The organism is Sinomicrobium oceani (genome assembly GCF_900119185.1).
GTDB lineage: Bacteria > Bacteroidota > Bacteroidia > Flavobacteriales > Flavobacteriaceae > Sinomicrobium > Sinomicrobium oceani.
Map to the genome: position 1 here is coordinate 126,421 of NZ_FPJE01000011.1, position 25,922 is coordinate 152,342.

Genomic DNA, 25,922 nt, shown 5'->3' on the forward strand with positions numbered 1-25,922 from the left:
AGACATACCATCTTATGGATTCAGGACAAAATTACAGGCAGGCAGGTTGACAAATAGCATCTTCAAAACCCGGCAAAACCTATTTTTGTATATACGGATTTAACTGCCGCAACAGGATGTCAATTCATTTCAGAAAGCTACATTTACATTAAAAAAGTCAGCCCATTCACCAGATCCCGGCTTTGGGTAATGCGTAAAAGGAAGTATCTTCCTGCGCCTGCCAGGGTGCACGGTGAAATTTCCAGCATTTTTCTATATTGTTGAGATCTTTGGAGATGTCAGCTTCTCCCCATTGATATCCGGTTTTATATGTTTGGCCTGCATAATTTATGGTACCGAATAGCATAGGAGAAGAAAATCCCGAAACACCATTGGTGTATTGGATAGCTTTTTCGATCTTCAAATGTGTACCGGCCGGGAAAGCCATTACTTCTTTCAGATCGGGATCTTCGACATCCTTCGCCTCCTCTGCGTGCTGCCATTGCGGATGCAGGCTATCCAGCAGGATATACGGATATCTGTTATGGTTATTCATCCCAGCTTTTTGCTCGAACAACAATGTTTCTTTATCGAGTCTGACGGTCTGTCCTACCCATGCCTTAAAAGGCTCATATCCCGAAATGTCCGCAGACTTCGTTTTTATAGTCGTGTACAGCAAAAATATGAAGCCCGCTATCCCAACGATAATAAGCACTGCTATAATACTCATGATTTTCTTTGTCGTCATCTAAGCTACCCTTATATTGCCCCCGTGTACCCGGAAGCATATTAGTCATTCCGGCATTAACATTCTACACCACATGCCTGTATTGTAAATCGTATAAAGGTACAATATCTTCCGTACTGTAAAGCTCTTTAATGAAATAGTAACATATATTGTCCTGTATCCTGTCCGGCGGTCACGGGAGCTTTATCTCATAAAAAAGGTTACCTTTGAAGTTTTTCTTTTCACAGGCAGACAGCTCGGATAAAAGTTGTATCGTGCAGGGGAAAAACTTCAACCTATACCAAAAACACATCGTACAAAACACTCGAAATTATGATGAATATCGATTCTTTTATAAGCTGGCTTGGAGTTATGCTTCCCTTGATGATCAGCCCGGGGCCTGCCAATATACTTTTGGCCGGTGCCGGGATGAAACAGGGGTTAAGGCGATCCATTCCCCTGATTGCAGGCATCAATATCGTTATTGCCGGTTACTCCCTGCTCATCGGTTTCGGACTGGGCGAATTCATAAAACATTACCCCAAATGGCTGCTGGGTATTAAAATAGCGGGCATCCTCTATATTTTCTACCTGGCCTATAAGTTTCTCAAAGCAAAAAAAACTACAGACAGTGAGGAGACGGTAAAGGTCTATGGTTTTTATGACGGGGTGATACTGCAACTGCTGAACCCGAAAGGCATGTTGTCGCTCTTTCTGATGTTCTCTTTATTTCTCGATGCGCAGCAAAACCAGGGCCGGCAGGCAATTACCCTTACTTTAATGCTTCTTGTTCTCACTGTTTTGTGCCATATCTTATGGGTTTCTACCGGAAACTTTATCACAAGATTTATCAGAGATAAAAAGTCGCGAAAAGTACTGAATTACATCTTCAGTGCTTCGCTCGTATTAGTTGCTTTATGGCTACTGATTGATGTTGTTGGGGAGATATGACCGTTATACCGTAATTTTCCAGGAAGATTTTTCGGAAACCTTCTTAACATACGGTACGATTTTACGCGGTACTCCGGGATTCATGGGTTAAGGTTATAGCTTTCCCATACTTTCCGGCTCTATATGAATGGTGATATGTGATATTTCCGGAATTTCGTTTTGCAGTTTATCCTGTAGTTTATGGGCCAGGTAGTGGCCGTCCTCAACGGTGATCTTTCCGTCTACCATAGCGTGGAGTTCTACGAGGTATTTCATTCCGGCTTTTCGGACGAAGCACTTTTCCGTTCCCGTAATGCCCTTAACGGTTAAGGAGATCTCCCGTATATTTTCGACCATATCATCATAGGTATGTTCGTCCATAATCTCACTGAGGGCCGGCCGGAAAATCAGGTAGGCATTGTACAGGATAAATCCGGAGGCGAACAGTGCTGCCCAATCGTCTGCCGTTTCATATCCTTTACCGAAGATCAGTGCGACAGAAATCCCGATAAAAGCCGCTACCGAAGTAATCGCATCACTTCTGTGGTGCCAGGCATCCGCCCTGAGCGAAGAACTGTTTATCTTTTTGCTTTTACGAAGCACATAACGGTACGAAGCTTCTTTCCACAATATAATCATCAGCAGAACGATCAGTGTCCAGGCCTCGGGTATTTTATGGGGGGTGCGGATATTCACAATACTCTCATAGGCTATAACAGTCGCTGAAGTAACGAGGAAGGCTACGACCAGGAAGGTAATCAACGGTTCGATACGCGAATGCCCGTACGGATGGTTTTCATCCGGCGGACGCTGCGCATATTTAAACCCGATAAGCACGAAAAACGAAGAGAAAATATCTGTAGTCGATTCCATACCATCTGCTATCAATGCGTACGAGTTGCCCAGAAAACCGGACACTAATTTTACTGCTGCCAATAAAATATTACCTATAATGCTGAAATAAGTAGCCCGTATTGCAGATGCTTCATTGGTTAATTCCATTAAATCAGAAGATTTTTTTAAACTCCAAACAACTGTCAGAGGACCGGTACATTCCTGCTCCCTGCAGATATCCCAGAAAAACTCCCGGGCGTCCCATACCTAAAAGACCGAAAAGAGTTGCCATCAGTACCAACAGACTTACAACTCTTATCTGACCGGCTTACCCGAAAGGTGTTATCCCCTCACAAGATAAGCATGTTTGAAAATTAATCCAATGAAATGTCCTGCTTTTTGAACAGGAGTATCGATTTCGCATATATACCGAATAAAATACCTCCTCGTTTCACACGTTCCGGGTCGCTTTATTTCTATACCCATACGTGTCTTACACAGCATGGGAGCATCTCCCTGTTCACATAATTTTACAGGTCCCAAAACCGGATATTCCCGCCGAGATCGACAGTGACCAGCTGGGTTTTACCCGTATTCATATCCATACCACTGGGTGTATTTCTGTGCGAAGAAAAAGTTTCGGCAAGTGCCCCGGAACGTTTGTCCCATTTTCGTAAAGACTTATCCAATCCACAGGTGTAAACGGATTCTCCGGTCATCAATGCAAAGTTGATCTCCAGACTTAACGGAACTTTCACAATGGTATCCCTGTCAGCCAAATAGATGGGCCAGTCCGGATGTGCTTTCCTGTAATACACACTGTCTTGTTCCGAATGGTAAAAGGCAAATTCTTTTCCACCGGTCAGCAGCAGGTTATTTTCATCGTCCACATCGGCCAATCTACCTTTTACATCAGTTTGCTCCACAGTATCTGTGCCGGAATTCCAGGCTGTGATCTTTCCGTTTCCGTCGAAATAGACGGTACCATTATCGGCTATATATTGCGGGCGTAACTTTTTCAGTTGTTCCGGAATGTCCAGTGTACTGAAATCTTTTGTCGTATCCCACAGATAATTATTACCCTTGAAATCGTAGGTCGCGAGTATACCGTTTTCGGGGTTATAGCACAGCCGGTGTGCCCAGGTTGTTTTTAGGGGAAGTGTTCTTACCGTTTTACCATTTCGGACATCGATAACCGCTATACCGGAATGTAGTGTGGCAGCATATATTTCCTCTTTACCCGGATCATAAGCCATGTCGTATATTTCATCATCTATGTGGGCTACCTGCTTTTTACCGGGATGGTTACGGACCACTTCATATATTTTACCGTCAAAAGTGGAGACCAGCACCGTATCCCGGCCGGACCTGAACGTGACATCCGTATAAGATACCGGGTTTATTCCCGTCATTTTGGTTTTCTTTACTGTGATATGCTGTTGACAACCGGCAATAAAACCGGCGATTAAAAAGAGTACTATGATCTTGCTGAATCCTGTCATTATTAATTATCTTCAATGATGTTTTGATTTTTTCCCTGGTCGGACACGTCAAACCAGATACCGTCGTCGGAAGTTCCGAGATTGATCTGGTTTTGGTTTTTACCCCACATTTTGAGTGTTGCCGCTCCCTGGGGTTCAGCCATAAATAATACGCGTTGCGAAATTTTGGAGTCGAGCGTCAGAAATATGTTTCCATAGGAATCGTCGGTTACGTAACCTCCCCGCTCCTGTCCTTCATGATCGTAGAGCATGACCCCCGAAACACCGGAATTGTCACCCCTGTAAAACCGGTATCCGGAACCTTGTGCCGGTGGCAGATGCGTTCCTATAATGACCCGCTCCACACCAGTGGAGTCGGTAACGACCAATCCTCTGACCTGAAGTACTTCCCGGGACAAATCGATCTCTACGTTATGGTTTTTTACGATATAAATAACCAGACCGGTCGTGATCATGAGATTTACCAATAGAATAAACTTGAACATCGTGTTTTTCATTATACCTTTTTTTCAGAAGACGGATGGCCCGGAAAAATGTTACATCCTCACCGGAAAGATTCGGAAATCCTATGCATAAGGGATCCCGTAACCGCTTTGGAAGAGGATCAAACCCTGCCTGATCAAAGGTATTACTGAAACCGGCAGATCCACCGGCCTTATATACGCTATACCGCTAAAGCCTTTCCAGAAGTTCTTCTATTTTTACGGTCTTTCTGTTTTCTTTTCTTGCGGCTGCCAATGCCAGTTCGGCAATCTTCCTGCTTTTCTCCCTGTTTCCGGCTTTAAAGGCCAAAAAAGCATAAGTATCCAGGTAATCATATACAGGTTCGCGGGCGGTGATTTCCTGCATCCAGTCCATACATTGTGCAATAACCTGCGGATCTTCACAGTTTTTATACACATCACGGCAAAAGAAACTGATATTTTCGTGACTAAGCTGCCCGCGGTCTTTGCGTTGTTGATAGTGATCGAAAACCCGATCCCACCTGTTTTGAGCCTTAAAAAAAGTCACTTTAAAACCGGGGATAATATCGTCAGTCCAGGCCTTGCTCAATGCCTTTTTGGCATATACCTCCGCCTGGTCAAACGCTTCCTGATTTTTGGCAGATATCGCCCTGCCGAACTTTGCAGCGCTCAGAAAATAAAACAATGTTTCCGTATCTGTTACTCCGTAAAGGCCAAGGTAATCTTTCTTATATAACAGTGTAGTGTCTGCTACGAAATCCGGTACATCGCTGCCAAAATATATGAGGGTAGAAAAGTAAGCTTCGGAAGTCCTGTTTACAGAAGATTTCCAATATGCTTTAAACTCCGGAGTGTTAGTCACTTTAATATTGTCCCTGTTTACATAATCGATATAAAACTGCGGATACATGGAAATATCAATGGTATTGGCGTATCCTTTTAATACATTGTGTTCCCGGTACGCCACAATGCCCTGCCCGGTGAATTTCAGTACATTTTCACTTAACCTGTCGAAATCCTCCCCTTGAAATCCGTATTGCTTTGTCAACACATATCCTTCGGGGTTGAGTATAATAGCGGTAGGGTAGCTCGATATATGGTGTTTTTTGGATAGGTTAAAGACTTTATCATTTTCCGCATCATAACGCAGTAAGACAAATTCTTTTCCGAGAAGTTGCTGTATGGAGTCGTTTTGAAAAACAAGCCGGTCCAGCTTTTTACAGGGAGCACACCAGCCGGTATAAAAATCAATAAAAATGAGTTTATTTTCTTTTCGGGCTATATGTAATGCTTTTTTATAATCCTGCTCTATTATATTTAATTCCTGAGCCTGGCAGAAATACGCCATCGTGAGTATGGTAACAAGAACAAATAGCTTTTTCATCTCTTATGCTTTTTCTAAAGATTAAGAAAAATGAAAAAAGTTACAGTTTAAGTCAGATTTTCGGATGTTTTATGTTTGGAGAACTTTATATGGTCTCAAATTTTCAGCTCTGGCATAGCGTTTCCGTTCGGGAAACACGATCTTTATTCCGGAAATTATGGTAAAAGTCCCCATGGACCATGGAATCTCTTTCCTGGTACTGCTTGAACATCTTGTGACGGTTGTTATGCATTCATAATTCCCCGGGCCAACACCCTGTTTACCCTTTCGATATGATGGCTGTTGCACGACACTTGCCGTATGGTCCTTCCGGATTTCCCGGGCACAATAGCTCAAAACGGGTTATTCCGTTTGTTCCAGGGCATCGAGACTTATTTTATAAATATTACCAAAACCGTTCAGGATACTGTGGGCTGCCTGTTTCAGGGAATCTATATTTTCGATCCCGCTGTTTTCTGCCGCCGCCCGTTCGCTGGTAAAGTAGAAATTACGGTTTTCCCAATCTATAAACGGACAGTAATCCAGTTGATCGGAATTGACCAGGGGTCCCATATTTTTTGCAGGGGTCCATTTTCCGGCGGCATCTTTACGGCTGATATACAGATCTGCCCGCCCCGAATCGTCAGGTCTGCCATACGAACTAAAAACAATCAGGTCTTCCCCGGGGCTTACATACGCGTTAAATTCGTCGAATTCCGTATTTACGGCTTCGGGAAGGGGTTCTGGAGCCTGGAACCGGCCTTCCCTGAATTCGGACATAAAGATATCTTCCCCACCGATCCCGTCCGCTCGCCGGGCAGTATAGAACAGGTTTCCCTTTTCGCTTAACGACGGGTAAAATTCGTGTCCCCTCGTATTGACGACAGAATCCAGCGCTTCGGGCTCGGACCAGCCGTTTGCTGTTCTGTTACTGAACCAAATGTTGTAATCATTCCGGGTATTATCATTAAACACAGGACGGTTGGAGACGAAGAACAACCGGTCTCCGTTATGGCTGTAAAAGGGTTCCAGGTCGCGGTACTTCCCGGAAATGGGCATGATCCCGGGTTTACCCCAATCCCCGTTTACTTTTCGTACTACGACCAGACACATCTTTTTGTTCTTATAATCTCCCACGGTATAGATCAGTTCCTTTCCCTGAGGATGGATAGCCACATCTCTTTCGGGTAACGAAGTGGAAATGATATTTTTCCCGAAGAGTTCGGGACGGTCAGAACCGGTCCGAATGTCTATGGAAGGGGCCGGTCTTTCCTTATCGGTGGTGGTCTGACACCCCATAAACATGGTGAGCAAAAGAAGTACAGCGTATTTATATCCGGTCATTTTTCGATTTATTTTAAAGCTATAGTCCCATGGCAGCACATCAGAGCTACGCGGAAAGTCCGGATCGATCACTTTGACGGGATCTTTCTTCAGCCGGGCCTCCCCCGATTCTTAACTACATGCCATGCAGTACAGCAAATTGAATTGGTAAATTTAAGCAAGTAACCGGATTCCACACCCCTTTTATAAAACTTCAGCGGTAATTATTCCTGCTCAATTCCTTTTCGATTTTATTTTCAGTCTCCAGGGAGAGGCCCGTCATCTGTGAGTCTGCAATTTTCCCGTCCTTTCCGATAAGTATATACCTCGGAATCGACCTGATATTGTAATGATCTCCGAATTCGGTTCGCATACCGTTTTCGATATACAGATTTGTGCCCGGAGAGGTTGTTTCGTTCTCCAGAAATGACAACCACCACTCACGGGATGAGTCTACAGAAACCAATAAAATTTTGACATCATCATTTTCTTTATACTTTTCGGCGAGTTCCAGCACTTCGGGTCTTTGTTGTACGCATGGTGCACACCAGGTCGCCCAGACATCGATAAAAATAACTTTTCCCTTGAAGCTTTCGAGGTGAAAACTTTTTCCGGATTCATCCTCGGCCTCAAACAAAAACGCTTCCTGTCCGTTCCGGGAAGCATAAAAACCTGCTATGGGCTTTTCCAATATACGGTAATAGGAATTGCTACTTTTCTCGGTTTCCAAAACCTGCGTTAATAGTTCACTGGTGAATAGTTGTTCATGGCTTTCCCAGTATGAAGGATTTTCGATAAGAGCCCTGATATAAATCACTTTCAAAAAGTCCGACAGGTCCTTATCGCCTGTCTTCGCTTCGATAAACCTCAGGAAGGCCGGGATATCCGCTATGGAACGGTTTGCCCTCAAATATTCGACCTCATACCTGTAAAGGTACACATCGGGAAGTGTTTTCAGAAACTGGCCGGGTTCCGGAATATCTGTGATAAAATCGAAATACGGATCATCGGCATCCAGCTTTTTAGAAATTCTTCCCAACCAGAACAAAAAGGAATAAATACGGGCATCGTTCTGGAAATGAAGAAGCGCTATAACTTCCGGATTCAGTACTTCCCGGAAACGATCTATTGCAGCTTCTCGTTCTTTCCGGAAATTTTCGAATACACCCGGAACGGAATCTTTAACCTCAGGATTAAAGATCAGAGCGCTGTTTCGCTGTATAAAATTTAAAGTCCCCCTTCGAAGATCGTTGACCAGGGAGTCTCCGGTATCATTTGTCGTTATACCGGCGTCGGGAGTTTCCGATATCACCAGTTCTTTACCCGGGGTCCATATAGTCAGATATTGTTTTTCATTGTTTTTGGTATGGATATCCGCAATGGTGGTATAATCGAGTGGTATATTTTTTATTTCGCTGTTCGCCGGTAATTCGGCTATATCCTTTTCTGTAATTAATTCGGTCATATAAATGGTGTCGAAAGTACTTTCCGGGTCAAGACGGACCGTTATCATATCCCCGTCTTTACAACTTAAACACCCGGCATAAACTGCTATTAAAGCGATGTATTTTAATTTCATTAGAACTGTCCTTTTTAGTCAAATTTCACGAGTATTGTCCGGAAGTGATATACTTCCACAACGGTTGCGGTACATCCACAACCATTAATTGATAATTTCGCCACGGTTATTTGCCAGTTTTTCTTTCCATTTCCGGATCTCCTTATCGGTTTGCCTGTTCCAATCGGTTACTTCACCGATGATCTTCAGTGGCGATGCGGAGCGATAGGAACGTGTGGGGTTTCCCGGAAATTTTTTGTCCGTAACATTCGGGTCGTTTTCAAAACTTCCCTCGGGTTCCACGATATAAACCCTTTCGTTCCCCTCGCCTTTGGCCATTGCGGCAGCAAGTCCGGCTCCGTTGACCAGAGCCGTAAAATAGATATGATTCATCCTAAGATCAGCTTTGTAATTGGACAAACCGCCCGGGGTTAACCGATCACCTGTCTTCAAATCTGCTTTTGTGCCGTGGTAAAACGGACCCCGATCTTCTGTTTCTCCCTGGGAAGAGCCGGCCAGGATTCTATATTTTTCAGCATTCTCCGTATCGTTTAAATCCTCGTAGCACCCGGCTATTTTCGAGTATAGCCCGGGCAGGGCACTCCGAACGGACGCATCAGCTGCGCTGAGCGCAGCCTTCAGCGCTGTTTCCAGCCATAGTAAGGTGTCGGAAGTATGGTGTTGATGCCGGGCGATATAATATGCTGCAAGAAATTTTTCGAAGTCACAGGAGGCTTCCTCCCAGGCCCGGAGAAACCATGTCAGTGCTTCTTCGGGACTGTCCCTGTCTTCCATGGCCATACCCTGAAGGCAAAGTTGTACAATGTGATTGGCGGGGCTGAATTCCATATTATGATTGTTTCTAAACCTCAATAAAACATGAAGAATATCTATGTGCTAACCTGAGAGAAATGTAAAATACCACAGCAGAAAGATACTAAATTAACGTGAATAATGAATAAACCGATGAGATCGTAGTGACGATCCGGATATTTTCTCCCAAAGCCATAAAATTTAAAAGCGTCTCCTGATAACCGGGGAGCGAAGGGCCGGGCGTCAAGAAAAGGTACAGTGTACCTTTTTAGCGATGGAGCCAGCTTGCCGCGTTGGCAAAAGTGACGTGGCCATCTCATAAGGCTGGCAGCATACTCCCCATAGTATGCCTGCCTGGAGACTGTCGCCCCCTCGCTATGGCTCGGCGTCGCAGTGGCGATATTTATATTTTAAAATACTAAAAATGAAATCATTAATAAATCCCTTAAACAGTATTCACGTTAAATTATACGGAATCCGATAACAAAATCCCGGTGGCAGGCTATTTCTGGCATTTTAAAGCGACAATGCTTTTACACTGTGAACAGTGTTTTCCATTTCCCGGATTCAGCGAACTCTTTGATTACCCGGTTACGTGTTGCAAGTAAATCGGTCATATACTCTTTCAGAAACAGTACGTCTGCCCATCTGCCGACAAATCCGAGCGGGGAACGATAATTGAAAACATCTGTCATTACGGTTATTCCTCCCGATTCTTTAAAGTAATGTTCATGCTTAAATTCGCGGAATGCACCACGCACCATTTCATCTGCAAAATAATCAGGGGATTCAAAAGCGGTAATCCTGACTGTCATTTTTTGATATATTCCAAAATGTTTTGCCCGCCAGGTCACCGTCTCGTTCAAACCGATAAATCCACTTGTTTTTCCTGCAACAGCTGTCTCTTGTGTATGCGCCGTAGATACTTTATGCAGGTCTATACTCCGGGAAAGGTCGAAAACTATTTTCCTGGCTGCTTGTATTTCGGTATGTAATTCTATTTTTGGCATTCTCGGTACGGAAACAAAATTAAGTTGCTGTAACTATTAACGTTTAAAAAACATCAGAAACAACATGAAATACCATGTCTGTAGTCTCCTTTTTATAATCGGTAAAACAACTTTACTGCTGTAAGTTACTACTAATTTGCGATTCTGCCCTCATCCTTTATTTTGGTTTACAACACCGTATGATCAGATACTAAGATAACGCCTGAAACTTTAAGAACCACAACATACCTGGTATTCTCCCATCCGCTATGTCATAACCGATCATAGTATCGTAAAGGTTTGCACCGCATGAGCCCCATTCCTTATCCCGTGTCTTTTACGTATAAACACGACATCGACAAATACGGAGCATACTCTACATTATTTTGTACAGGTACTAAAGTTTTCATGTTATTTTAACTGGAGGTCCATTCGGTTTTTCCCGGGGAACGTATTCTTAATTTCCGATATTTCCGGTACGTAAAGCTCCGGTCCTTGTATAGTTAGCCAGGATAACACCTTTTGAAGTTACCTTGCTCCCGGTCAAGGTAAAAGCTGCCGGTACGGTCCCGTCACCGAACAGATGCTTTCCCCTTCCCAGGATCAACGGAAAAATTTTCAGCCGCAATTCGTCGACCAGATCATTTTTCAGCAATAGCTGAACAAGTGCACTACTGCCCCAGACCTGAATATCCTTACCTGCCGATTTTTTCAGGGTATCAATATCTTCCGCATTTCTAATAAAGTCTGTATTTTTCCACTGCGTATCGTTACGGGTAGCCGACAGTACATACTTCGTCCCTTCATTGATGTTCGCCCAAACATTGCCATGCTCCGGCCAGTACCCTTCCCAGATCTCAAATGTTTTTCTTCCCAAAAGATAATCGACCTGCTGGTTCAATTCCTTATTCATTTCCTTTTTATACAGTTCGTCACCGTAAGGTGCTGCCCAGCCCCCATACGTAAAACCATCTGAAATATCTTCCCTCGCACTGCCGGGAGCCTGTATTACTCCGTCCATGGTGATCATGGATATTAAAATTATTTTTCTCATTCCGATGCTCTTTAATCTGACTTTGTTTTTGCATGTCGTCTCCGGAAAACGGATATTATGCATCCGGGATTTCCGGTTCTACGAGTTTCTTCAGTTTCTCCAGCGATTCCTGCCATCCCAGGTAACACATTTCGACCGGAATGGCATCCGGGATACCTTCCTGTACGATGTGTAGTTCCGTACCGCAGGAAACTTTGCTCAGTTTTACCGTAGTGGTCATTTCACCGGGCAAGCCGGAATTGTCGAACCGGTCTGTGTACCTGATCAGCTCTCCGTGTTTTATTTCCAGGAATTCACCTCCGAAAGCATGGCTGTTGCCTGTAGAAAAATTGATAAATGACATCTTATAACTCCCTTTTTCCCTGAATTCCATTTCTCCGATGGTACAGATGAAGCCATAGGGCGGTACCCAGGAAGCATAGGCACGAGGATCGGAAAAAGCCTTGAAAACCCTTTCGGGCGGTGCGGCGAGAACGCGATGTAATGTTACTTTGTTTTTTGACATGGTTTCTGATTTTTTAAGTTAAACATTTACTATGTAGTTGTAATTTGGCCATAATCCGTACGGCCTGTTATTTTCTACAGTGAAAAAGCCAATGATGTCCGTATCGGTCCGTTAACTGACCGAAAAGATCTCCCCGGTATGTTTTTTCGAGAGGATGTGTCCTTTTTCCGTTTTGCACCAGCTTTTCATAATACATCCTGATCTGTGATTCGTCTTTACTCTCCAGCAACATGGAAACACGGTTTCCGCGGACAACTTCATCATCACCGAGATCTGTTCCCATCAGCAGGATACTTTCTTTTTTAAGACTGGCCGTGACGACAAGCTTTTTAAACTCGTCCGGTAACCTGTATCCATAGGGAGTTTCGGTTAAAGATTTCACTTCCAGCTCACCTCCCAGACAACTTTGGTAGAACTCCATAGCCTCTTTACAGTTTCCATTAAATGTCAGGTATGTAATGATTTGGTCCATCCTCCGGGTTTGGTGTTTTACAAAGATGGTAAAGAATATAGCAGTTTCCGGGGTGCAAAAACGGCTTTCAGCAGGGGTATTTACGCCATACTATTTTCATATCTTTATACGTATGAAAAAAATATTTATTCTGGTTCCGGAAACTGCCGTTCCCTCCGGGGTTACCGGACCGCGCTATCTCTTTACCACGGCAAACCGGTTTTTGAAAGCATCAGGGAAAGCTCCTTTGTTTGAGGTGACACTGGTCGGACAAAAAAAGGAAGTGCGCATAGAAGACGGCACATATTCGGTCTCTACCCAGTCTTTGCTGCACGAATCCGGACAGGCCGACCTGGTGATCATACCACCGCTCTTCGGCAATATGACCACATCCGTACACCTTAATAGCGGAACACTACCCTGGATTGTAGAACAATACAGGAATGGTGCAGAAGTGGCCTCGCTCTGTGTAGGTGCTTTTCTGCTGGCTTCAACAGGCCTGCTGCAGGGCAAGAAATGTTCTACCCACTGGGCATACTACAATGAATTCAAGGAAAACTTTGCGGATGTCGAAATCGTGGACGGCGGTGTTATTACGGAACAAAACGGCATCTACTCCAGTGGCGGAGCCCACTCGTTCTGGAATCTTTTGCTCTACATTCTGGAAAAATATACGGACAGGGATATCTCTATACTCGCTTCCAAATATTTTGCCATAGATATCGACCGGGAAAGCCAGGCTGCTTTCATGATGTTCAGAGGCCAGAAAGATCACAATGATGAAGAAGTGAGACAAGCCCAGGAATATATAGAGCAAAACTACCAGGAAAAAATCACGATAGACCAGCTGGCAAAAAAGGTTGCCGTCAGCAGAAGGAGTCTCGAACGCCGGTTTAAACAGGCTACCGACAATACGGTCATCGAATACCTGCAACGTGTAAAGATCGAAGCCGCCAAACGAAGCTTTGAAAGTACCCGGAAAAATATAACGGAAGTCATGTATGACGTGGGGTATTCGGACACCAAGGCTTTTCGCAATGTCTTTAAAAAAATTACGGGATTAACTCCTGTCGAATACCGGAATAAATATCAATAATGACGACACATGCTCCACTATCCGTTATGCGCTGCCGGGGTCTTTCTTTCCGTAGCTGTTGATATACGGAGCCCTCCTCTGCCCCGGGCGCTTGCTCTACATCGTATCTGAAAACAATATTTCTTCCGATCATATTATTTTACCAATCGTTCGGTAATTAAAATTAATTACCTATATTTGTACCATGAGACCACAAAAGATAGCGGATGATCAGTTGCTGCCTGCCCTGACCAGGGTATTTCGCACCAAAGGTTATGAAGGAGCAAGCCTCAAGGAATTAGCGGAAGTCACCGGGCTGAAGAAGGCCAGTCTGTATCACCGTTTCCCTGACGGTAAACAGGAAATGGCCGAATCCGTACTGGAATATATGGGCCAGTGGGTTACTACAAACATCTTTAATATACTTACTAAGGAAGAGTTTCCTCCGGAAACCAGGCTGAAGCATGCCCTGGTACAGATAGGGAAACTTTATGACGGTGGTAAGGACGGCTGCATTTTCAGGGCATTCTCCATGCAGGCGGGACTTGACCTGTTTCAAGAGGGTATAAAAAAAGGAATGAACGACTGGTTAAATGCTTTTAAAAATCTCGGAACTGCTATGGGATTGTCCGATAAAATTGCAGAAGAAAATGCGCTTCAGAGCTTAATCGATATTCAGGGTAGCCTCATTCTGAGTAAAGGATTGCAGGATAACAATATCTTTAAAAACACATTGAAAAAAATAGAAAACAGGTACGGTTAAAAAATTTGCTTTCATATTTTACCGAATGTTCGGTAATTATTAAATCCTGTCGATCTGCTAATACCGGTGTAAACATCGGCAAGTTTATCCATGATCACAAAATGTTAAACCTAAAAACATATCCACTATGGAAACCACAAAATTCAGAAGTATTGACGTAGACGGTATACATATCGCATACCGGGAAGCCGGAGATCCGGAGAATCCGACGATCGTACTATTACACGGATATCCTGCATCCTCCCATCAATACCGGAAAGTACTGAACCGATTATCGGATACCTTTCATCTTATAGCCCCGGATTATCCCGGGTACGGCAACAGTGATTTCCCTGCTCCCGACACCTACGAATACACCTTTGACAACATGGCCCGTACTATGGATGCCTTCCTGGAAAAAAAGGGACTGATGTCGTATGCCATTATGATGCAGGATTACGGCGCACCGATCGGGTTTCGGATCGCTGTCAGGCATCCCGAAAGAGTTACGGCCATCATCAATCAGAACGGAAATGCTTACGAGGAAGGACTCGGGGACGGCTGGAAACTCATACGGGAATTCTGGGCCGACAGGAATGAGCACACCGAAAAGGCGCTGCTTCCCGCATTTACCCTGGACGGTCTGAAATGGCAATACACACACGGAACCCGGAATCCCGAAACCGTAAATCCCGATACCTGGCACCTGGATTACCTCCGCATGTCACGCCCTCATGCACACCGGGTAAACCTTGATCTTTGGTATGACTACCAGAACAATGTAAAGCAATACCCCGAATGGCAGCAGTACCTCAGGGAATATCAACCGCCCATGCTTATCGTCTGGGGGAAAAACGACGAATACTTCCCGGAGCGCGGAGCGGCTGCTTTTCGCAAAGACCTCAAGGAAATAGATTACAACATCTACGATACCGGGCATTTTGCCCTGGAGGAAGAGGGGGAACCCATTATGGAGAAGATCAGGGCTTTTATGGGAAAGCTTACCCGCTAAACCGCTATTCAATAATCGCTGTGCAGTATCCTATAAAACGTAAGATTTCATTTCTTACGTTTTATATTTTTATATCCATTTTAAAAGGATCTTAGCGCTATCACATTAATTTCCACAGTCCTTTTACGCTTAAGCCTCCCCCCCGGTCCGACGAATCAAATCCGTGTTGCAGAAACGATCCCATATCTTCAAACCCATCATTACCAACCATAGGTTAACATGAATAACCGATAAGACAAAAAGCATCCGCTCCTCGGAAGATGTGTTTATCCTTAACTTTTGTATTTCTCCCGGTTCCGAACTGTTTACCCGCTACACTTAAACAGTATTCACGTTCAGAAAAACAACGACCTCAAAACAACCGTTTACACAAAAACCATGCACTTCATACCACATCTTCACAGGAGCCGATATCGCCATCCCGTAGGACAGGTACATACCTGCCCCCGAACCGCCACGCTTCACGGGTAATGCCCCATGGATTCGGGTTAGGTATTTTCCCTTGGAAAGTTGTAAAAGGGCCATTAAAGCAATCCCTTTGACACCGGAAGTAGTTCGGTTAGCCGCTAACCGGGTTGCTTATGAATTCATACGCAATTACCTAAGCGGCTAAACGGATTAGGTGGACCGCTTAAGGGAATGGGTTAGCCGCTAAAGGAATTAGTTTAGCGGCACACACAGTAAGGTGGACTGCCCACAAGGTTGCTTACGAATTCATACGCAATTACCTAAGCGGCTAAACGGATTAGGTGGACCGCTTAAGGGAATGGGTTAGCCGTTAAAGGAATTAGTTTAGCGGCACACACAGTAAGGTGGACTGCCCACAAGGTTGCTTACGAATTCATACGCAATTACTTAAGCGGCTAAACGGATTAGGTGGACCGCTTAAGGGAATGGGTTAGCCGTTAAAGGAATTAGTTTAGCGGCACACACAGTAAGGTGGACTGCCCACAGGGTTGCTTACGAATTCATACGCAATTACTCAAGCGGCTAACCGGGTTAAGTTGACCGCTAACAGGATTACTTACGCCGCATAAGCAATTGCTTAAGCGGCTAAACCAAACCGGTTCGGCGTATACACAATCCCTTAAATGGCACTATTCCGGCTTACCCGGGGATACACAATCCCGTAGTTTCCTTCACCACCCTAATGAATACCGGTAGTGCTTCCGGGTTATCCGAGCAAGTACCGGTACGGTCGGAGGAGATTAAAGTCTTACGGATACTTACACCTCAAAAATGCTAAAACAGTATTCGCGTGATATTAGCAGTTAATACCAGATCCGGGACTTCCACTACGGTATGGCTCAATTTCATTTCAACAGGTCCATGCTTCATTCCGATATGCATTTTTCACATGTCACTAAAAAATACAATCTGCATCATTTTCGTACGTAATAATTTAGCGCCACTATTTAAAAAAATAAGTAACATGACAATTAAAAAGCAAACATTAGTTTTATTTTTAGCCCTGGTATCCATTACAGTATCGGCACAGGAACTGACTGTCGATAACTCGTCTTCCGTTAAAATCGAAAAGCTTCCGGAATATGTGGTTATCACTTCCGAGAACACCAAATTACTTGGAGGGATGAACATTAATATAGCCAGTAAAAAATCGAGTTATGAGAATGTATTAAAAGATTTAGAAGCCCTGCTCCAAAAAAACAGGAACCTCGCCATACGTAATCAAACGGATTTGCTCAATGCCATGTCGAAATTAGGTTTTGATTATGTCGATGCTTACAATGCATCAGCTGGTACTGTAGGCGCTGCCGCGGGAGAAGATGTCCAGGCTTTTGGCAGTAATGCAAAGTACAGGATTAACATGGTATTCCGAAAGAAAACGGAGTTCAGGAATTAAAAACTGCTTAAATTTTGTTTTTGGAATATTTTGTAATGTATTCCTGCACGCCTGCCGCCGGGTTTTTATCAGGCGAAGGTGCTTTGAAGTGTGATCGCCACGGTTGCTAATCTCCTGCCGAAGGGCATAAAACTTAAACAGTTTCGTAGTCCACCTTCCACGTGCATACACGTCAGGTACACCCGACAGACCGTGATAATAAAGGCGTGTACAAACCATAATACCCTGGATAAACAGCCGGTACACCTGATACCGGCTGTTTTTTTATCCCGAAACCCGAAGATACCCCTGGCTGTCAATAATCCAGCCATGCCTTAAGCCGTGGCGCCCTGATCCTGCTGACCATGATATCGGTTCCTTGCTTTTTCATGTGGAGTTTCAACTTGCCATTGAAATGGTCATGGACACTTTCGATAGCATTGATATGGACGATATATTGGCGGTTCGCCCTAAAAAATATCCCGGGGTCCAGTTCCCGGTCCAATGACTCCAAAATGTGCGGAATACTTACTTTCTCCCCTGTAAATAAATGTGCATAACAGATGTTTTGAAAGGAGTGAAAAAAAGCGATTTCACTAACATCCACTTTTCTGTAGGTGTCCCGATAAGGTATAAGAAAACGGTTCCGGTATTTTTTTGGCCGGACCCGGGCAATCAATTCCTCAATAACCGGTTTCCCCAGATACGATTTCCGGGCTGTACGATCAAACTTAGACAGGGCAAATGCCAGTTCATCGCTATCAATGGGTTTGAGCAGGTAATCAATACTGTTAAATTTAAATGCCTTAATGGCAAACTCATCGTACGCCGTCGTAAAAATCACGGGGCATTCGATATGTACCCTGTTAAAAAGCTCAAAACTCAGCCCATCGGCTAATTTCACGTCCATCAGTATAAGATCCGGACCATTGTTTGCCGAGAACCAATTCACGGCCTTTTTAATACTCGCTACAACACCGACAATTTCTATATCTGTTCTAATGTCGAATAGCAATCGCTCTATGCGTTCCGCATTCAGTTTTTCATCTTCCAGGATCAATATTTTCATACCGGCATTCATTGCAACAGGGGTATTTTCACTTTAAACATGTGTTCTGTTTTTTCCACAACGGGCATTTTGTCTCCCAACAAGGCATAACGATCGCATATATTTTTCAACCCCATTCCCGTGGAATCCATTGTTCTTGTTACCGGTAAAATTTTATTGGATATTTCAAGTTCATTATCCGCATTCAGATCAATATTTATTTCCAGGGGATCATCGGCTTCCGTGCGATTGTGTTTTAAAGCGTTTTCAATCAGCAGCTGCAAAGTCAGGGGAGGTATCATCAGGTCAGACCCCGATTCATCAATATCAACATAAAACCGGCAACCGTCACCGATTCGGTGCTTAATGAGAAATCGGTACGCCCTGAGAAATTTTATTTCTTCGGAAAGCGGTATTAATTTGTTTTTGGAATTGACCAGTAAATAGCGATAGACCTTCGTGAAGTTTTCTGTGTATTCATATCCCAACTGTTGATCTTTCCTTATCAGTTCTGAAAGCGCGCTTAAGTTATTAAATACAAAATGTGCGTCAAGTTGCAGTTTAAGGGCCTGCAGTTCCTTTTCCGAAGCCAATTGCCGGTTTCGGGCGGCCTCCAGCTTATATTCCATAGCTTTCCAGGTCTCATCTTTCCACTTTCCGAGCAAAAAATAACCGGTATTCAATGTACTGATCGTCAATGTCAAAAACAGTATAGCTATCAATATATATACTCCATGTCGTACACGGACAGGAGACGGTGGTGTTTCCTGGGGATCCTGAAAAACCAGGTAAAGTAATCCCACTACAATAACCAGGATCACCACGCCTGTAATTTGCAACAGCACCTGTAACAATAAGCGTTTCCATGGACGGGTCATCCATGAAATATTCCTGTTTAAAAAATTATCGACAAAAAGACTAAGTTTAACCATACCGATACAGAACAGGAGATTCGTCAATATATCCATACATAGCTCACCAATCGGAACCGTATAATGTGATTTTAAAACCGGGAGGGGCAAAATCATAAAAGTAGTCAGGTAAGATCCTACAAAAGTAAATACAATAAACCAGACAGTCTTTAGCTTCATATTTGTAATGGTATCGACCATACCTGAAATTGGATTTTCGGACGGTTTGCAACACTCAGAAAACAAGGTGCACCCCATTAGTCTCCTGTTGGGGCCGTTTGTTACAGTTTGTTACCATTTGTTCCCTGAAGACCTTCCGGTGGCAAACCGTTTATTGCACCAATCTCATTCCGGAAAATTGCCATCGGCGATCGGTCGGAAAAAAGTTCCGGTATGTTTTACGGCTATGTCCTTCGGGAGTCGCGACGGAAGCCCCCCGCAAGACTATCTGGTCCACCATAAATTTCCCGTTGTATTCTCCGATTGCTCCTTTGGCTTTCCTGAATTTCGGGTAAGGCAGGTAGGCACTTTCCGTCCATTCCCAACGATGGCCCCAGCTGATCCGGCCCGAAGCCACCTCCCATTCTGTTTCCGTAGGTAATCTTTTGCCACTCCATGCTGCAAATGCCGCCGCTTCATAATAGCTGATATGGCAAACAGCTTCTGTGGGGATAATTTCCTGAATACCCCTGAGTCCATACTGCATCCAATGCCCATCCATGAAATGCCAATATAACGGGGCCTTGATCTTGTTCCTGTTCACCCAGTCCCAACCTGCTGCATGCCAAAACCGAAAATCCGTATATCCCCCATCCCGTATAAATTCCAGGTACGCTCCATTGCTAACGGGGTGGGAAGCAATCTCGAATGCATCCAGATACACCAAATGTCTTCCCTTCTCATTATCATAACAAAAACTTTTGCCTTTGTGCCCGATCCAATAGGCCCCTTCGGAAAAAGTAACTGGCTCTTCCCGCAAAACCTCCATTTCATCAAGAACCGTTTCATTGGAATAGGCAGGAAACAACGGATTATGCCCCAGGATGTATTTGATGTCCATGAACAACAGTTCCTGGTGTTGCTGTTCGTGGTGGATTCCCAATTCCAAAATGTCCTGCAGTTCTTTGTCGATGTCCGTATTCTCAAACAATTGTTCAACATGATCGTTCACATATTTTCGGTATCGATATATTTCAGATACTGTAGGACGGCTAAGGTTTCCCCTATCCGTTCGGATCACCCGTGCCCCTACCGTTTCATAATAACTATTAAACACATAGTTGAAATTGGAATCATACATCTTATAACCTACCAAGTTGGGAGCTAAAACAAAGGTTTCAAAAAACCAGGTCGTGTGTCCCAAATGCCATTTGGGGGGGCTCACGTCTCCTATGGGCTGTACCACATAATCCTCAATTTGGAGAGGGGAACATATGGTCTCGGTACCCTTTCTGACAAGTTTATAGGTTTCCAATAGTCCTTGTCCTCTATTTTTTTCTTTTGGCAGAGTTCTCATCGGGCTTCTACTTTGAACTGCTCCCCGGGTCTGATTTTCCAAATGGCGTCTACAAACCACGCTTCGGAATCCGTAAGCATTCCGATAGTCTCAAATCCGGAATACGCTGCTAATTGACGGATTTCGGCAGTATCGCACTTTTGTGAAAGCTCCGTACAAATCACCTCTCCTTTCCCAAAACGAATAGTGTGTCCATCGATATCGACCTGTTGTTCCCTCTTACTCACCAGGAAGCTCCGGCATGCACCGCTAATGGGATCATACATAGGATAATGTTCAAACTGTTCCGGAACAAAATTGGCAAAAAGTTCCCTGTTGATACGTTCCAGCAGGTTCAGGTTGAACTTGGAAGTCACCCCCGAGGCATCGTTATAAGCCCGGAGTATTTGTTGTGGGTTTTTCTTCAGGTCAAACCCGATGAGTACCATATCGCCGGGAGATAGTAAATTTTGTAATTGGCAACAAAAGTCCCTGCATTCATGAGGTTCCATATTTCCGATATTGGCCCCTAAAAAAAGTACCACTTTGCGACGATTTGAACGGGAGCATGCCTCGGCCAGCATTTCCATGTATTCGCCCTCAAAGCCCTGTACTTCCAGTTCGGGGAGCTCCCGTTGCAACGAACTACCCAGAACATCGAGAACGGAGCCGGAAATATCAATGGGCATATAGATACATTTTGCGCTTTTCCGGTACAGCTCCCGAAGCAGGTACTTTGATTTTAACCCATCGCCTGCTCCTAATTCGATCAGGTCAAAAGGAGTATCGTCCATCATAACAAAGGAACTCAACTCACCGGCCCTGTTCCGGAATATATCCAGCTCACAATCGGTCAGGTAATATTCGGGGAGGGCCATGATTTCCCTGAATAATGCCGACCCTTTTTTATCGTAAAAATATTTGGAAGGCAATTGTTTTGGGTAAGCCAGCAAGCCATCCAGCACATCTTTTTTAAACCGCAATAAAGTAGTTTTTCGTACTTCCGAGGCAATCCTACCGATGCCATTCATATCCACATTCATCCAAATAATGGTTTAAATTTAATTATCATCGTTCTTTCATATTTCATTCATATTTTTGAGTTATTTGTGCCTTTTTGGGTCAAACCTTAATTTTCTCCAACATTTCATCGGTAATACTTTCGGAATAAATCCCATAGCCATTGACCAGTTGTCCCTTTAGCTTGTATTTATCCGAAGAAATAGCATATAGAATACTGGAATCCCCGGGGTCGCTCATACCTTCAAAACGGAAGTATTCATCAACCTCAAATTCGTCATGGAATATTTTATATTCGCCATTTCGGCATTCGATACAATTCTGTTTCAGGTTAAAGTCTTCCACATAACCCTCTTCCCTTAAAGCGTTCATTGCCTGGCTCAACGTATCAAAATCTCTGTTCATGATTATATTCGCTTTTTTAAATCTTATATTAGATTGGACTCTACCGTGATATTTCCCGTAATCATTTTTTCAATAGGACATTTAGATCCTATTTCCAATAACTTTTCCTGCTCTTCACGGTTGAGATTTCCAAACAATCGGATTTCTTTTTTAAAAGTCACCTCACCTGTGGTCATCTTTCTTTTGAATCCGACTTTGATTTCCACCTTTTCCAGGCCCCATCCTTTTCTGTCGGCATACATTCGTATGGTCATTGCCGTACATGCCGCCAAGGAGGACTCAAGAAGTTCTGTAGGTGTAAACCCCAAATCCTGTCCCCCTACCTCCACCGGCTCATCTGCCATAATGATATGGTTTCCCGCTTGTATCTCGGTTTTATATTGTTGTTTCCCGATGGAGACTGTCGTTGTTTTCATCTGTTTAAAATTTTATGTCCGAATATGGTTATTATGCTCCGCTACAGTTTATCATAGCCCTTAAATTTTTTGCTTACAATACGTTTCCATTCCGGATGTCGCTGTATATAGGCAAATACAAAGGGGCAGAACGGCAACAGGCTGATGCCGTTGTCCTCAAGGTAGTGTAGTGTTTTTTCAACCAGGGCACTGGCCGCTCCCTGTCCGGAGAGTTCCGGATCGGTCTCGGTATGGACCAGAGCCATCTGGTTGCCGAACTCCCCGTAATTGGTAAAGGCGTAATTGTGATTGACCTTTATTTCGAAACGTCTCTTATCCTCATTTTTCACCAGGGGAATGGGCTCAAATATTGTTTTCATTGTTTTGTATTTTTAGCACTGAAGTTCTCTATATATACACCGTGCCGGTTTCAGTCGGCACGGTGATGACGTTTAAAAAGATTATCGGGCAAACAACGCTTTCCGCAATACGGCCGAAGCTTGTGTCAACGCTTCCTGTACCCCGGGAATATGCGACAACGGATTCAACATGCCGTAATCGTGTATCATACCTTTGTACACCGTTGTGGTAACAGGCACTCCCGCTTCATCCAGTTTCCGGCCATAAGCCACGCCTTCATCATACAGAATATCATTTTCGGCAACCTGGATCAAGGCAGGGGGCAAACCTTTCAATTCTTCGAGGGTGGCACGGACCGGGGAAACGTATTTTTGTTTCCGTTCTTCTGCATTAGGGATATACATGTCCCACATCCATTCCATAATAGGTGTGGTGAGAAACCTGCCTTGAGCATATGTGGTGTACGACGGACGACTCGTATCGGAATCTACCAGCGGCCATAACAAAAGCTGAAAAGCCAATTTCGGTCCGTTCTTCTCTTTGGCCATCAAGGCAACCACCGTAGACATATTTCCTCCGACGCTGTTTCCTGCAACAGCCAGACGGGAACCATCCACTCCGATCTCATTTCCGTGTTCCGCCACCCATGTCGTAGCTGCATAGGCCTGGTTGATAGCTATCGGAAATTGTGCATCGGGTGTCGGGGTATAATCGGGGAAAACTGCGACAGCACCACTGCCCACTACCAAATCCCTCACCAGACGTTTATGGGTCGGGTAATCGCCCAATACCCATCCCCCGCCATGGAAGAACATAAATACGGGCAGGTTGTCCTTGGCACCTTTGGGTTTTACGATATGAATAGTGATGGTCTGCCCATCCTGGGTTATTTCTCTTTCCGACTCTTCGATATCGCTATAGTCATAGGATACCGAATTCTGAGCATCCACAAGCACCTGACGGGCATCCTCAGGAGATAATTCTTCCAGTGGCGGTCCGTCACTACTGTTCAGAACCGCCAGGAATGCACGGGTGTCCTTTGAAATATTGGGGTCTTTTTCCCCGGGAATGGTCTGTGACATGATGTTTGAATTTAAGTTGATTAAAATGAAAAAAATCGTTGTAGCTGCTAATTTGACCTGGTTCATAGTGTTTTCTTTTTTGGTTAATCGTATTATTTATACTGCTTTAAAGGTTTCTTGATCTTGTCCACATAGCACCAGGCAAATTTCGACCAGGGTTCGGGTAAGATGGAAGTGACCACGGGGTGGCCTGTTGCTTCAAAATGTTTTTGTGCGTGCTGGTTTTGGGAAGCGTTGCAGCACAAAACGGTCCCGCATGTCTGGCAGAGTCTCAGGTGGTTCCACGTACCCCCTGTCTTTACGCATTCTTCACACACTTTTGTTCTGGTGGTACTGAATTCATCCCCGGTCAAATGCTCACAGTATTTATTCTCACCCTCCATACCTATAACTGCGCTAATTGTTGATTTTTTAAGTCCGCCAGAAACTGATGGACCTGGCTAATAGCCATAGAGCCTTCACCTACCGCCGAGGCCACTCTTTTTACAGAACCTTTTCTGACGTCACCGACAGCAAAAAAGCCCGGTATGCTCGATTCCAGGGATTGTGGTTTTCGCTGCTCGAAGATGGAACATTTGGTCATGGCTGTCTCGATTACATCCTGACCGGTATAAATAAATCCCTTGTCGTCCATGGCCACAATGCTATTCAACCACCCGGTGCATGGTTTCGCACCAATAAAGGTGAACAGGTTGGAAATCCCTATGGTTTGTTCACTGCCTTCCGTATCCAGTACCAGGGACTCCAGGTGATGAGCTCCATGGAGCTGTACCACATTGCTGTTTTTTTGCACGATGATATTGGGGGCGGCATAAATTCGCTGTACGAGATAATCGCTCATCTTGGCCCCAAGATCATCGCCCCTGATGATGACATGGACCTCAGCAGCATGATCTGCCAGGAACAATGCTGCCTGTCCCGCCGAGTTACCACCCCCTACAACACCGACCAGTTCATTTTTACAGGCCGAAGCGTTCATTCCGGTCGCGGAGTAAAAAACACCGCTCCCTTCAAATTTTTCGATATTTTCGATAGGCAAGCGTCGATAGTTCGCCCCTGTCGCGGCAATAATGGATTTGGTCTTTATATGCTTATCATTCGAAGCACATAAGGTGAAATAGCTCCCGTTATATTCCACTTTTTCCGCCTTATGCGGAATAGAAATATGACAACCGAATTTCTGCGCCTGGAGATAGGCCTTGTTGGCAAGGTCGGTCCCGGATATACCCGTTGGAAAGCCCAGATAATTTTCGATTTTTGTGCTTTTTCCCGCTTGTCCCCCCGGAGCGTTGCCATCAATGGTCACCACGGACAATCCTTCCGAAGCCGCATATACACTTGCTGCAAGTCCGGACGGACCGGCGCCTACGATCAGCACATCAAATATTTCATCTCCGAATTCCGTAAGTACACCCGTTTGTTCTGCCAGTTCGGCAAGCGTAGGTTTTTTGAATAGTTCACCTGTGATGTTTATCAGGATAGGGAGATCTTCATGAGTCAGATTAAAGCTATCCAATAGTGCTTGACCCTCTTCGGAGACATCGGTATTCAGGAAGGTATGCCAGATATGGTTCTTCTCCATGAAATCGCGCAAACCATAGGTTTCTTTGGATTTTTCGGAACCAATCACTTTTATGCCCCCGGTAAATTCCCTTAGCATGGTCTCCTGTCTTTGGATGAATGCCCCCAACAGGACATCACTGATGTCGCTATGCCTGGAAATGACTTCCTTCAGTACATCAGGCTTTATACAGAGGACCGTGGTCCCTTTTGGGGCATGGGCGCTAAAAGGTATCCTACGGTTGGACAGCATACTGCTATCCCCGGTAAATTCATGGACACCATGGGTCCCCACAACTTCATCCCGAAGCGGATCTTTGATCTGTATCTCTCCATCCAGGATCACATAAAAGTCATAAGTGTTGTCCCCGACTTCAAAAACAATGGTTTCCTGATCAAAGGTTATAATACTGCCAAATTCCTTAAGCGTATTTATTTGCTTTTGGGTCAATACGGCAAATCGTGGGTCAGTCATTTTAAAT

The 25,922-nt window shown here is 44.4% G+C and carries 28 protein-coding genes; 5 read left to right on the top strand and 23 right to left on the bottom strand.

Annotated features, from left to right (window positions below; all coding sequences use genetic code 11):
• Window positions 1-166: 166 nt before the first annotated feature.
• A complete protein-coding gene (locus BT112_RS11275) occupies window positions 167-727 on the bottom strand; it encodes a hypothetical protein (RefSeq protein ID WP_139276138.1) in 561 nt (186 codons plus the stop codon).
• 312 nt (window positions 728-1,039) lie between these two features.
• On the opposite strand from BT112_RS11275, the gene BT112_RS11280 reads away from it, so the two are divergent.
• Window positions 1,040-1,657 carry a LysE family translocator gene (locus BT112_RS11280; protein WP_083564885.1) on the top strand — a complete coding sequence of 206 codons (618 nt, stop codon included), beginning with the start codon at window positions 1,040-1,042 and terminating at the stop codon, window positions 1,655-1,657.
• Between the two features lie 93 nt (window positions 1,658-1,750).
• Here the strand turns inward: BT112_RS11280 and BT112_RS11285 are convergent, their stop codons facing one another.
• From BT112_RS11285 to BT112_RS11335, 11 genes are all read right to left on the bottom strand, one after another.
• On the bottom strand, window positions 1,751-2,638 hold the full coding sequence (locus BT112_RS11285) for a cation diffusion facilitator family transporter (RefSeq protein ID WP_072317479.1): 888 nt from the start codon (window positions 2,636-2,638) through the stop codon (window positions 1,751-1,753).
• Window positions 2,639-3,000: 362 nt separating this feature from the next.
• Window positions 3,001-3,882: a WD40 repeat domain-containing protein gene (locus BT112_RS11290; protein ID WP_139276140.1), complete on the bottom strand. Its 882-nt coding sequence runs from the start codon at window positions 3,880-3,882 to the stop codon at window positions 3,001-3,003.
• A 92-nt stretch (window positions 3,883-3,974) separates the two neighbouring features.
• A complete protein-coding gene (locus tag BT112_RS11295; protein ID WP_072317481.1) occupies window positions 3,975-4,469 on the bottom strand; it encodes a hypothetical protein in 495 nt (164 codons plus the stop codon).
• A 175-nt stretch (window positions 4,470-4,644) separates the two neighbouring features.
• On the bottom strand, window positions 4,645-5,820 hold the full coding sequence (locus tag BT112_RS11300) for a thioredoxin family protein (protein WP_072317482.1): 1,176 nt from the start codon (window positions 5,818-5,820) through the stop codon (window positions 4,645-4,647).
• 342 nt (window positions 5,821-6,162) lie between these two features.
• On the bottom strand, window positions 6,163-7,143 hold the full coding sequence (locus tag BT112_RS11305) for a TolB family protein (protein WP_072317483.1): 981 nt from the start codon (window positions 7,141-7,143) through the stop codon (window positions 6,163-6,165).
• Between the two features lie 193 nt (window positions 7,144-7,336).
• Complete coding sequence (locus BT112_RS11310) at window positions 7,337-8,701, bottom strand: TlpA family protein disulfide reductase (protein ID WP_072317484.1); 1,365 nt, start codon at window positions 8,699-8,701, stop codon at window positions 7,337-7,339.
• 84 nt (window positions 8,702-8,785) lie between these two features.
• Window positions 8,786-9,202, bottom strand: coding sequence for an NAD(+)--rifampin ADP-ribosyltransferase (gene arr / locus BT112_RS22220; protein ID WP_072317547.1), 417 nt, complete (start codon window positions 9,200-9,202; stop codon window positions 8,786-8,788).
• 824 nt (window positions 9,203-10,026) lie between these two features.
• Window positions 10,027-10,503: an SRPBCC family protein gene (locus BT112_RS11320; RefSeq protein WP_072317485.1), complete on the bottom strand. Its 477-nt coding sequence runs from the start codon at window positions 10,501-10,503 to the stop codon at window positions 10,027-10,029.
• A 436-nt stretch (window positions 10,504-10,939) separates the two neighbouring features.
• The gene (locus BT112_RS11325) at window positions 10,940-11,536 is read right to left on the bottom strand and encodes a dihydrofolate reductase family protein (protein WP_072317548.1); all 597 of its coding nucleotides are present in this window, start codon (window positions 11,534-11,536) and stop codon (window positions 10,940-10,942) included.
• 55 nt (window positions 11,537-11,591) lie between these two features.
• On the bottom strand, window positions 11,592-12,041 hold the full coding sequence (locus BT112_RS11330; protein WP_072317486.1) for an SRPBCC family protein: 450 nt from the start codon (window positions 12,039-12,041) through the stop codon (window positions 11,592-11,594).
• 67 nt (window positions 12,042-12,108) lie between these two features.
• On the bottom strand, window positions 12,109-12,513 hold the full coding sequence (locus BT112_RS11335; protein WP_072317487.1) for a VOC family protein: 405 nt from the start codon (window positions 12,511-12,513) through the stop codon (window positions 12,109-12,111).
• Between the two features lie 112 nt (window positions 12,514-12,625).
• On the opposite strand from BT112_RS11335, the gene BT112_RS11340 reads away from it, so the two are divergent.
• The 3 genes from BT112_RS11340 to BT112_RS11350 all read left to right on the top strand — a co-directional run bounded on the left by BT112_RS11340 (window position 12,626) and on the right by BT112_RS11350 (window position 15,321).
• A complete protein-coding gene (locus tag BT112_RS11340) occupies window positions 12,626-13,588 on the top strand; it encodes a GlxA family transcriptional regulator (protein WP_072317549.1) in 963 nt (320 codons plus the stop codon).
• 184 nt (window positions 13,589-13,772) lie between these two features.
• Window positions 13,773-14,330: a TetR/AcrR family transcriptional regulator gene (locus BT112_RS11345; protein ID WP_072317488.1), complete on the top strand. Its 558-nt coding sequence runs from the start codon at window positions 13,773-13,775 to the stop codon at window positions 14,328-14,330.
• 127 nt (window positions 14,331-14,457) lie between these two features.
• Window positions 14,458-15,321 carry an alpha/beta fold hydrolase gene (locus BT112_RS11350; RefSeq protein ID WP_072317489.1) on the top strand — a complete coding sequence of 288 codons (864 nt, stop codon included), beginning with the start codon at window positions 14,458-14,460 and terminating at the stop codon, window positions 15,319-15,321.
• Window positions 15,322-15,639: 318 nt separating this feature from the next.
• Here the strand turns inward: BT112_RS11350 and BT112_RS21650 are convergent, their stop codons facing one another.
• Window positions 15,640-15,846: a hypothetical protein gene (locus BT112_RS21650; protein WP_139276142.1), complete on the bottom strand. Its 207-nt coding sequence runs from the start codon at window positions 15,844-15,846 to the stop codon at window positions 15,640-15,642.
• Between the two features lie 907 nt (window positions 15,847-16,753).
• On the opposite strand from BT112_RS21650, the gene BT112_RS11355 reads away from it, so the two are divergent.
• Entirely contained in the window at window positions 16,754-17,185 is a 432-nt protein-coding gene (locus BT112_RS11355; protein WP_072317490.1) for a hypothetical protein, read from the top strand.
• A 295-nt stretch (window positions 17,186-17,480) separates the two neighbouring features.
• Here BT112_RS11355 and BT112_RS11360 read toward each other — a convergent pair whose 3' ends face one another.
• The 10 genes from BT112_RS11360 to BT112_RS11405 form a co-directional block, all read right to left on the bottom strand.
• Window positions 17,481-18,233, bottom strand: a complete 753-nt coding sequence (locus tag BT112_RS11360; protein ID WP_072317550.1) for a LytR/AlgR family response regulator transcription factor — start codon at window positions 18,231-18,233, stop codon at window positions 17,481-17,483.
• A gap of 8 nt (window positions 18,234-18,241) precedes the next feature.
• A complete protein-coding gene (locus tag BT112_RS11365) occupies window positions 18,242-19,303 on the bottom strand; it encodes a sensor histidine kinase (RefSeq protein WP_217652374.1) in 1,062 nt (353 codons plus the stop codon).
• A 151-nt stretch (window positions 19,304-19,454) separates the two neighbouring features.
• Complete coding sequence (gene egtB, locus BT112_RS11370) at window positions 19,455-20,639, bottom strand: ergothioneine biosynthesis protein EgtB (RefSeq protein WP_072317492.1); 1,185 nt, start codon at window positions 20,637-20,639, stop codon at window positions 19,455-19,457.
• Entirely contained in the window at window positions 20,636-21,661 is a 1,026-nt protein-coding gene (gene egtD, locus BT112_RS11375; RefSeq protein ID WP_083564888.1) for an L-histidine N(alpha)-methyltransferase, read from the bottom strand. The genes egtB and egtD overlap by 4 nt, the downstream gene beginning before the upstream one ends.
• 79 nt (window positions 21,662-21,740) lie before the next feature.
• On the bottom strand, window positions 21,741-22,043 hold the full coding sequence (locus BT112_RS11380) for a phosphoribosylpyrophosphate synthetase (RefSeq protein ID WP_072317493.1): 303 nt from the start codon (window positions 22,041-22,043) through the stop codon (window positions 21,741-21,743).
• A 23-nt stretch (window positions 22,044-22,066) separates the two neighbouring features.
• The gene (locus BT112_RS11385) at window positions 22,067-22,459 is read right to left on the bottom strand and encodes an OsmC family protein (protein ID WP_072317494.1); all 393 of its coding nucleotides are present in this window, start codon (window positions 22,457-22,459) and stop codon (window positions 22,067-22,069) included.
• A gap of 41 nt (window positions 22,460-22,500) precedes the next feature.
• Entirely contained in the window at window positions 22,501-22,818 is a 318-nt protein-coding gene (locus tag BT112_RS11390) for a GNAT family N-acetyltransferase (RefSeq protein ID WP_072317495.1), read from the bottom strand.
• Between the two features lie 81 nt (window positions 22,819-22,899).
• Window positions 22,900-23,880: an alpha/beta hydrolase gene (locus tag BT112_RS11395; protein ID WP_072317552.1), complete on the bottom strand. Its 981-nt coding sequence runs from the start codon at window positions 23,878-23,880 to the stop codon at window positions 22,900-22,902.
• 92 nt (window positions 23,881-23,972) lie between these two features.
• The gene (locus BT112_RS11400; protein WP_072317496.1) at window positions 23,973-24,263 is read right to left on the bottom strand and encodes a UBP-type zinc finger domain-containing protein; all 291 of its coding nucleotides are present in this window, start codon (window positions 24,261-24,263) and stop codon (window positions 23,973-23,975) included.
• Window positions 24,264-24,265: 2 nt separating this feature from the next.
• The gene (locus BT112_RS11405) at window positions 24,266-25,915 is read right to left on the bottom strand and encodes an FAD-dependent oxidoreductase (protein ID WP_072317497.1); all 1,650 of its coding nucleotides are present in this window, start codon (window positions 25,913-25,915) and stop codon (window positions 24,266-24,268) included.
• Window positions 25,916-25,922: the final 7 nt, after the last annotated feature.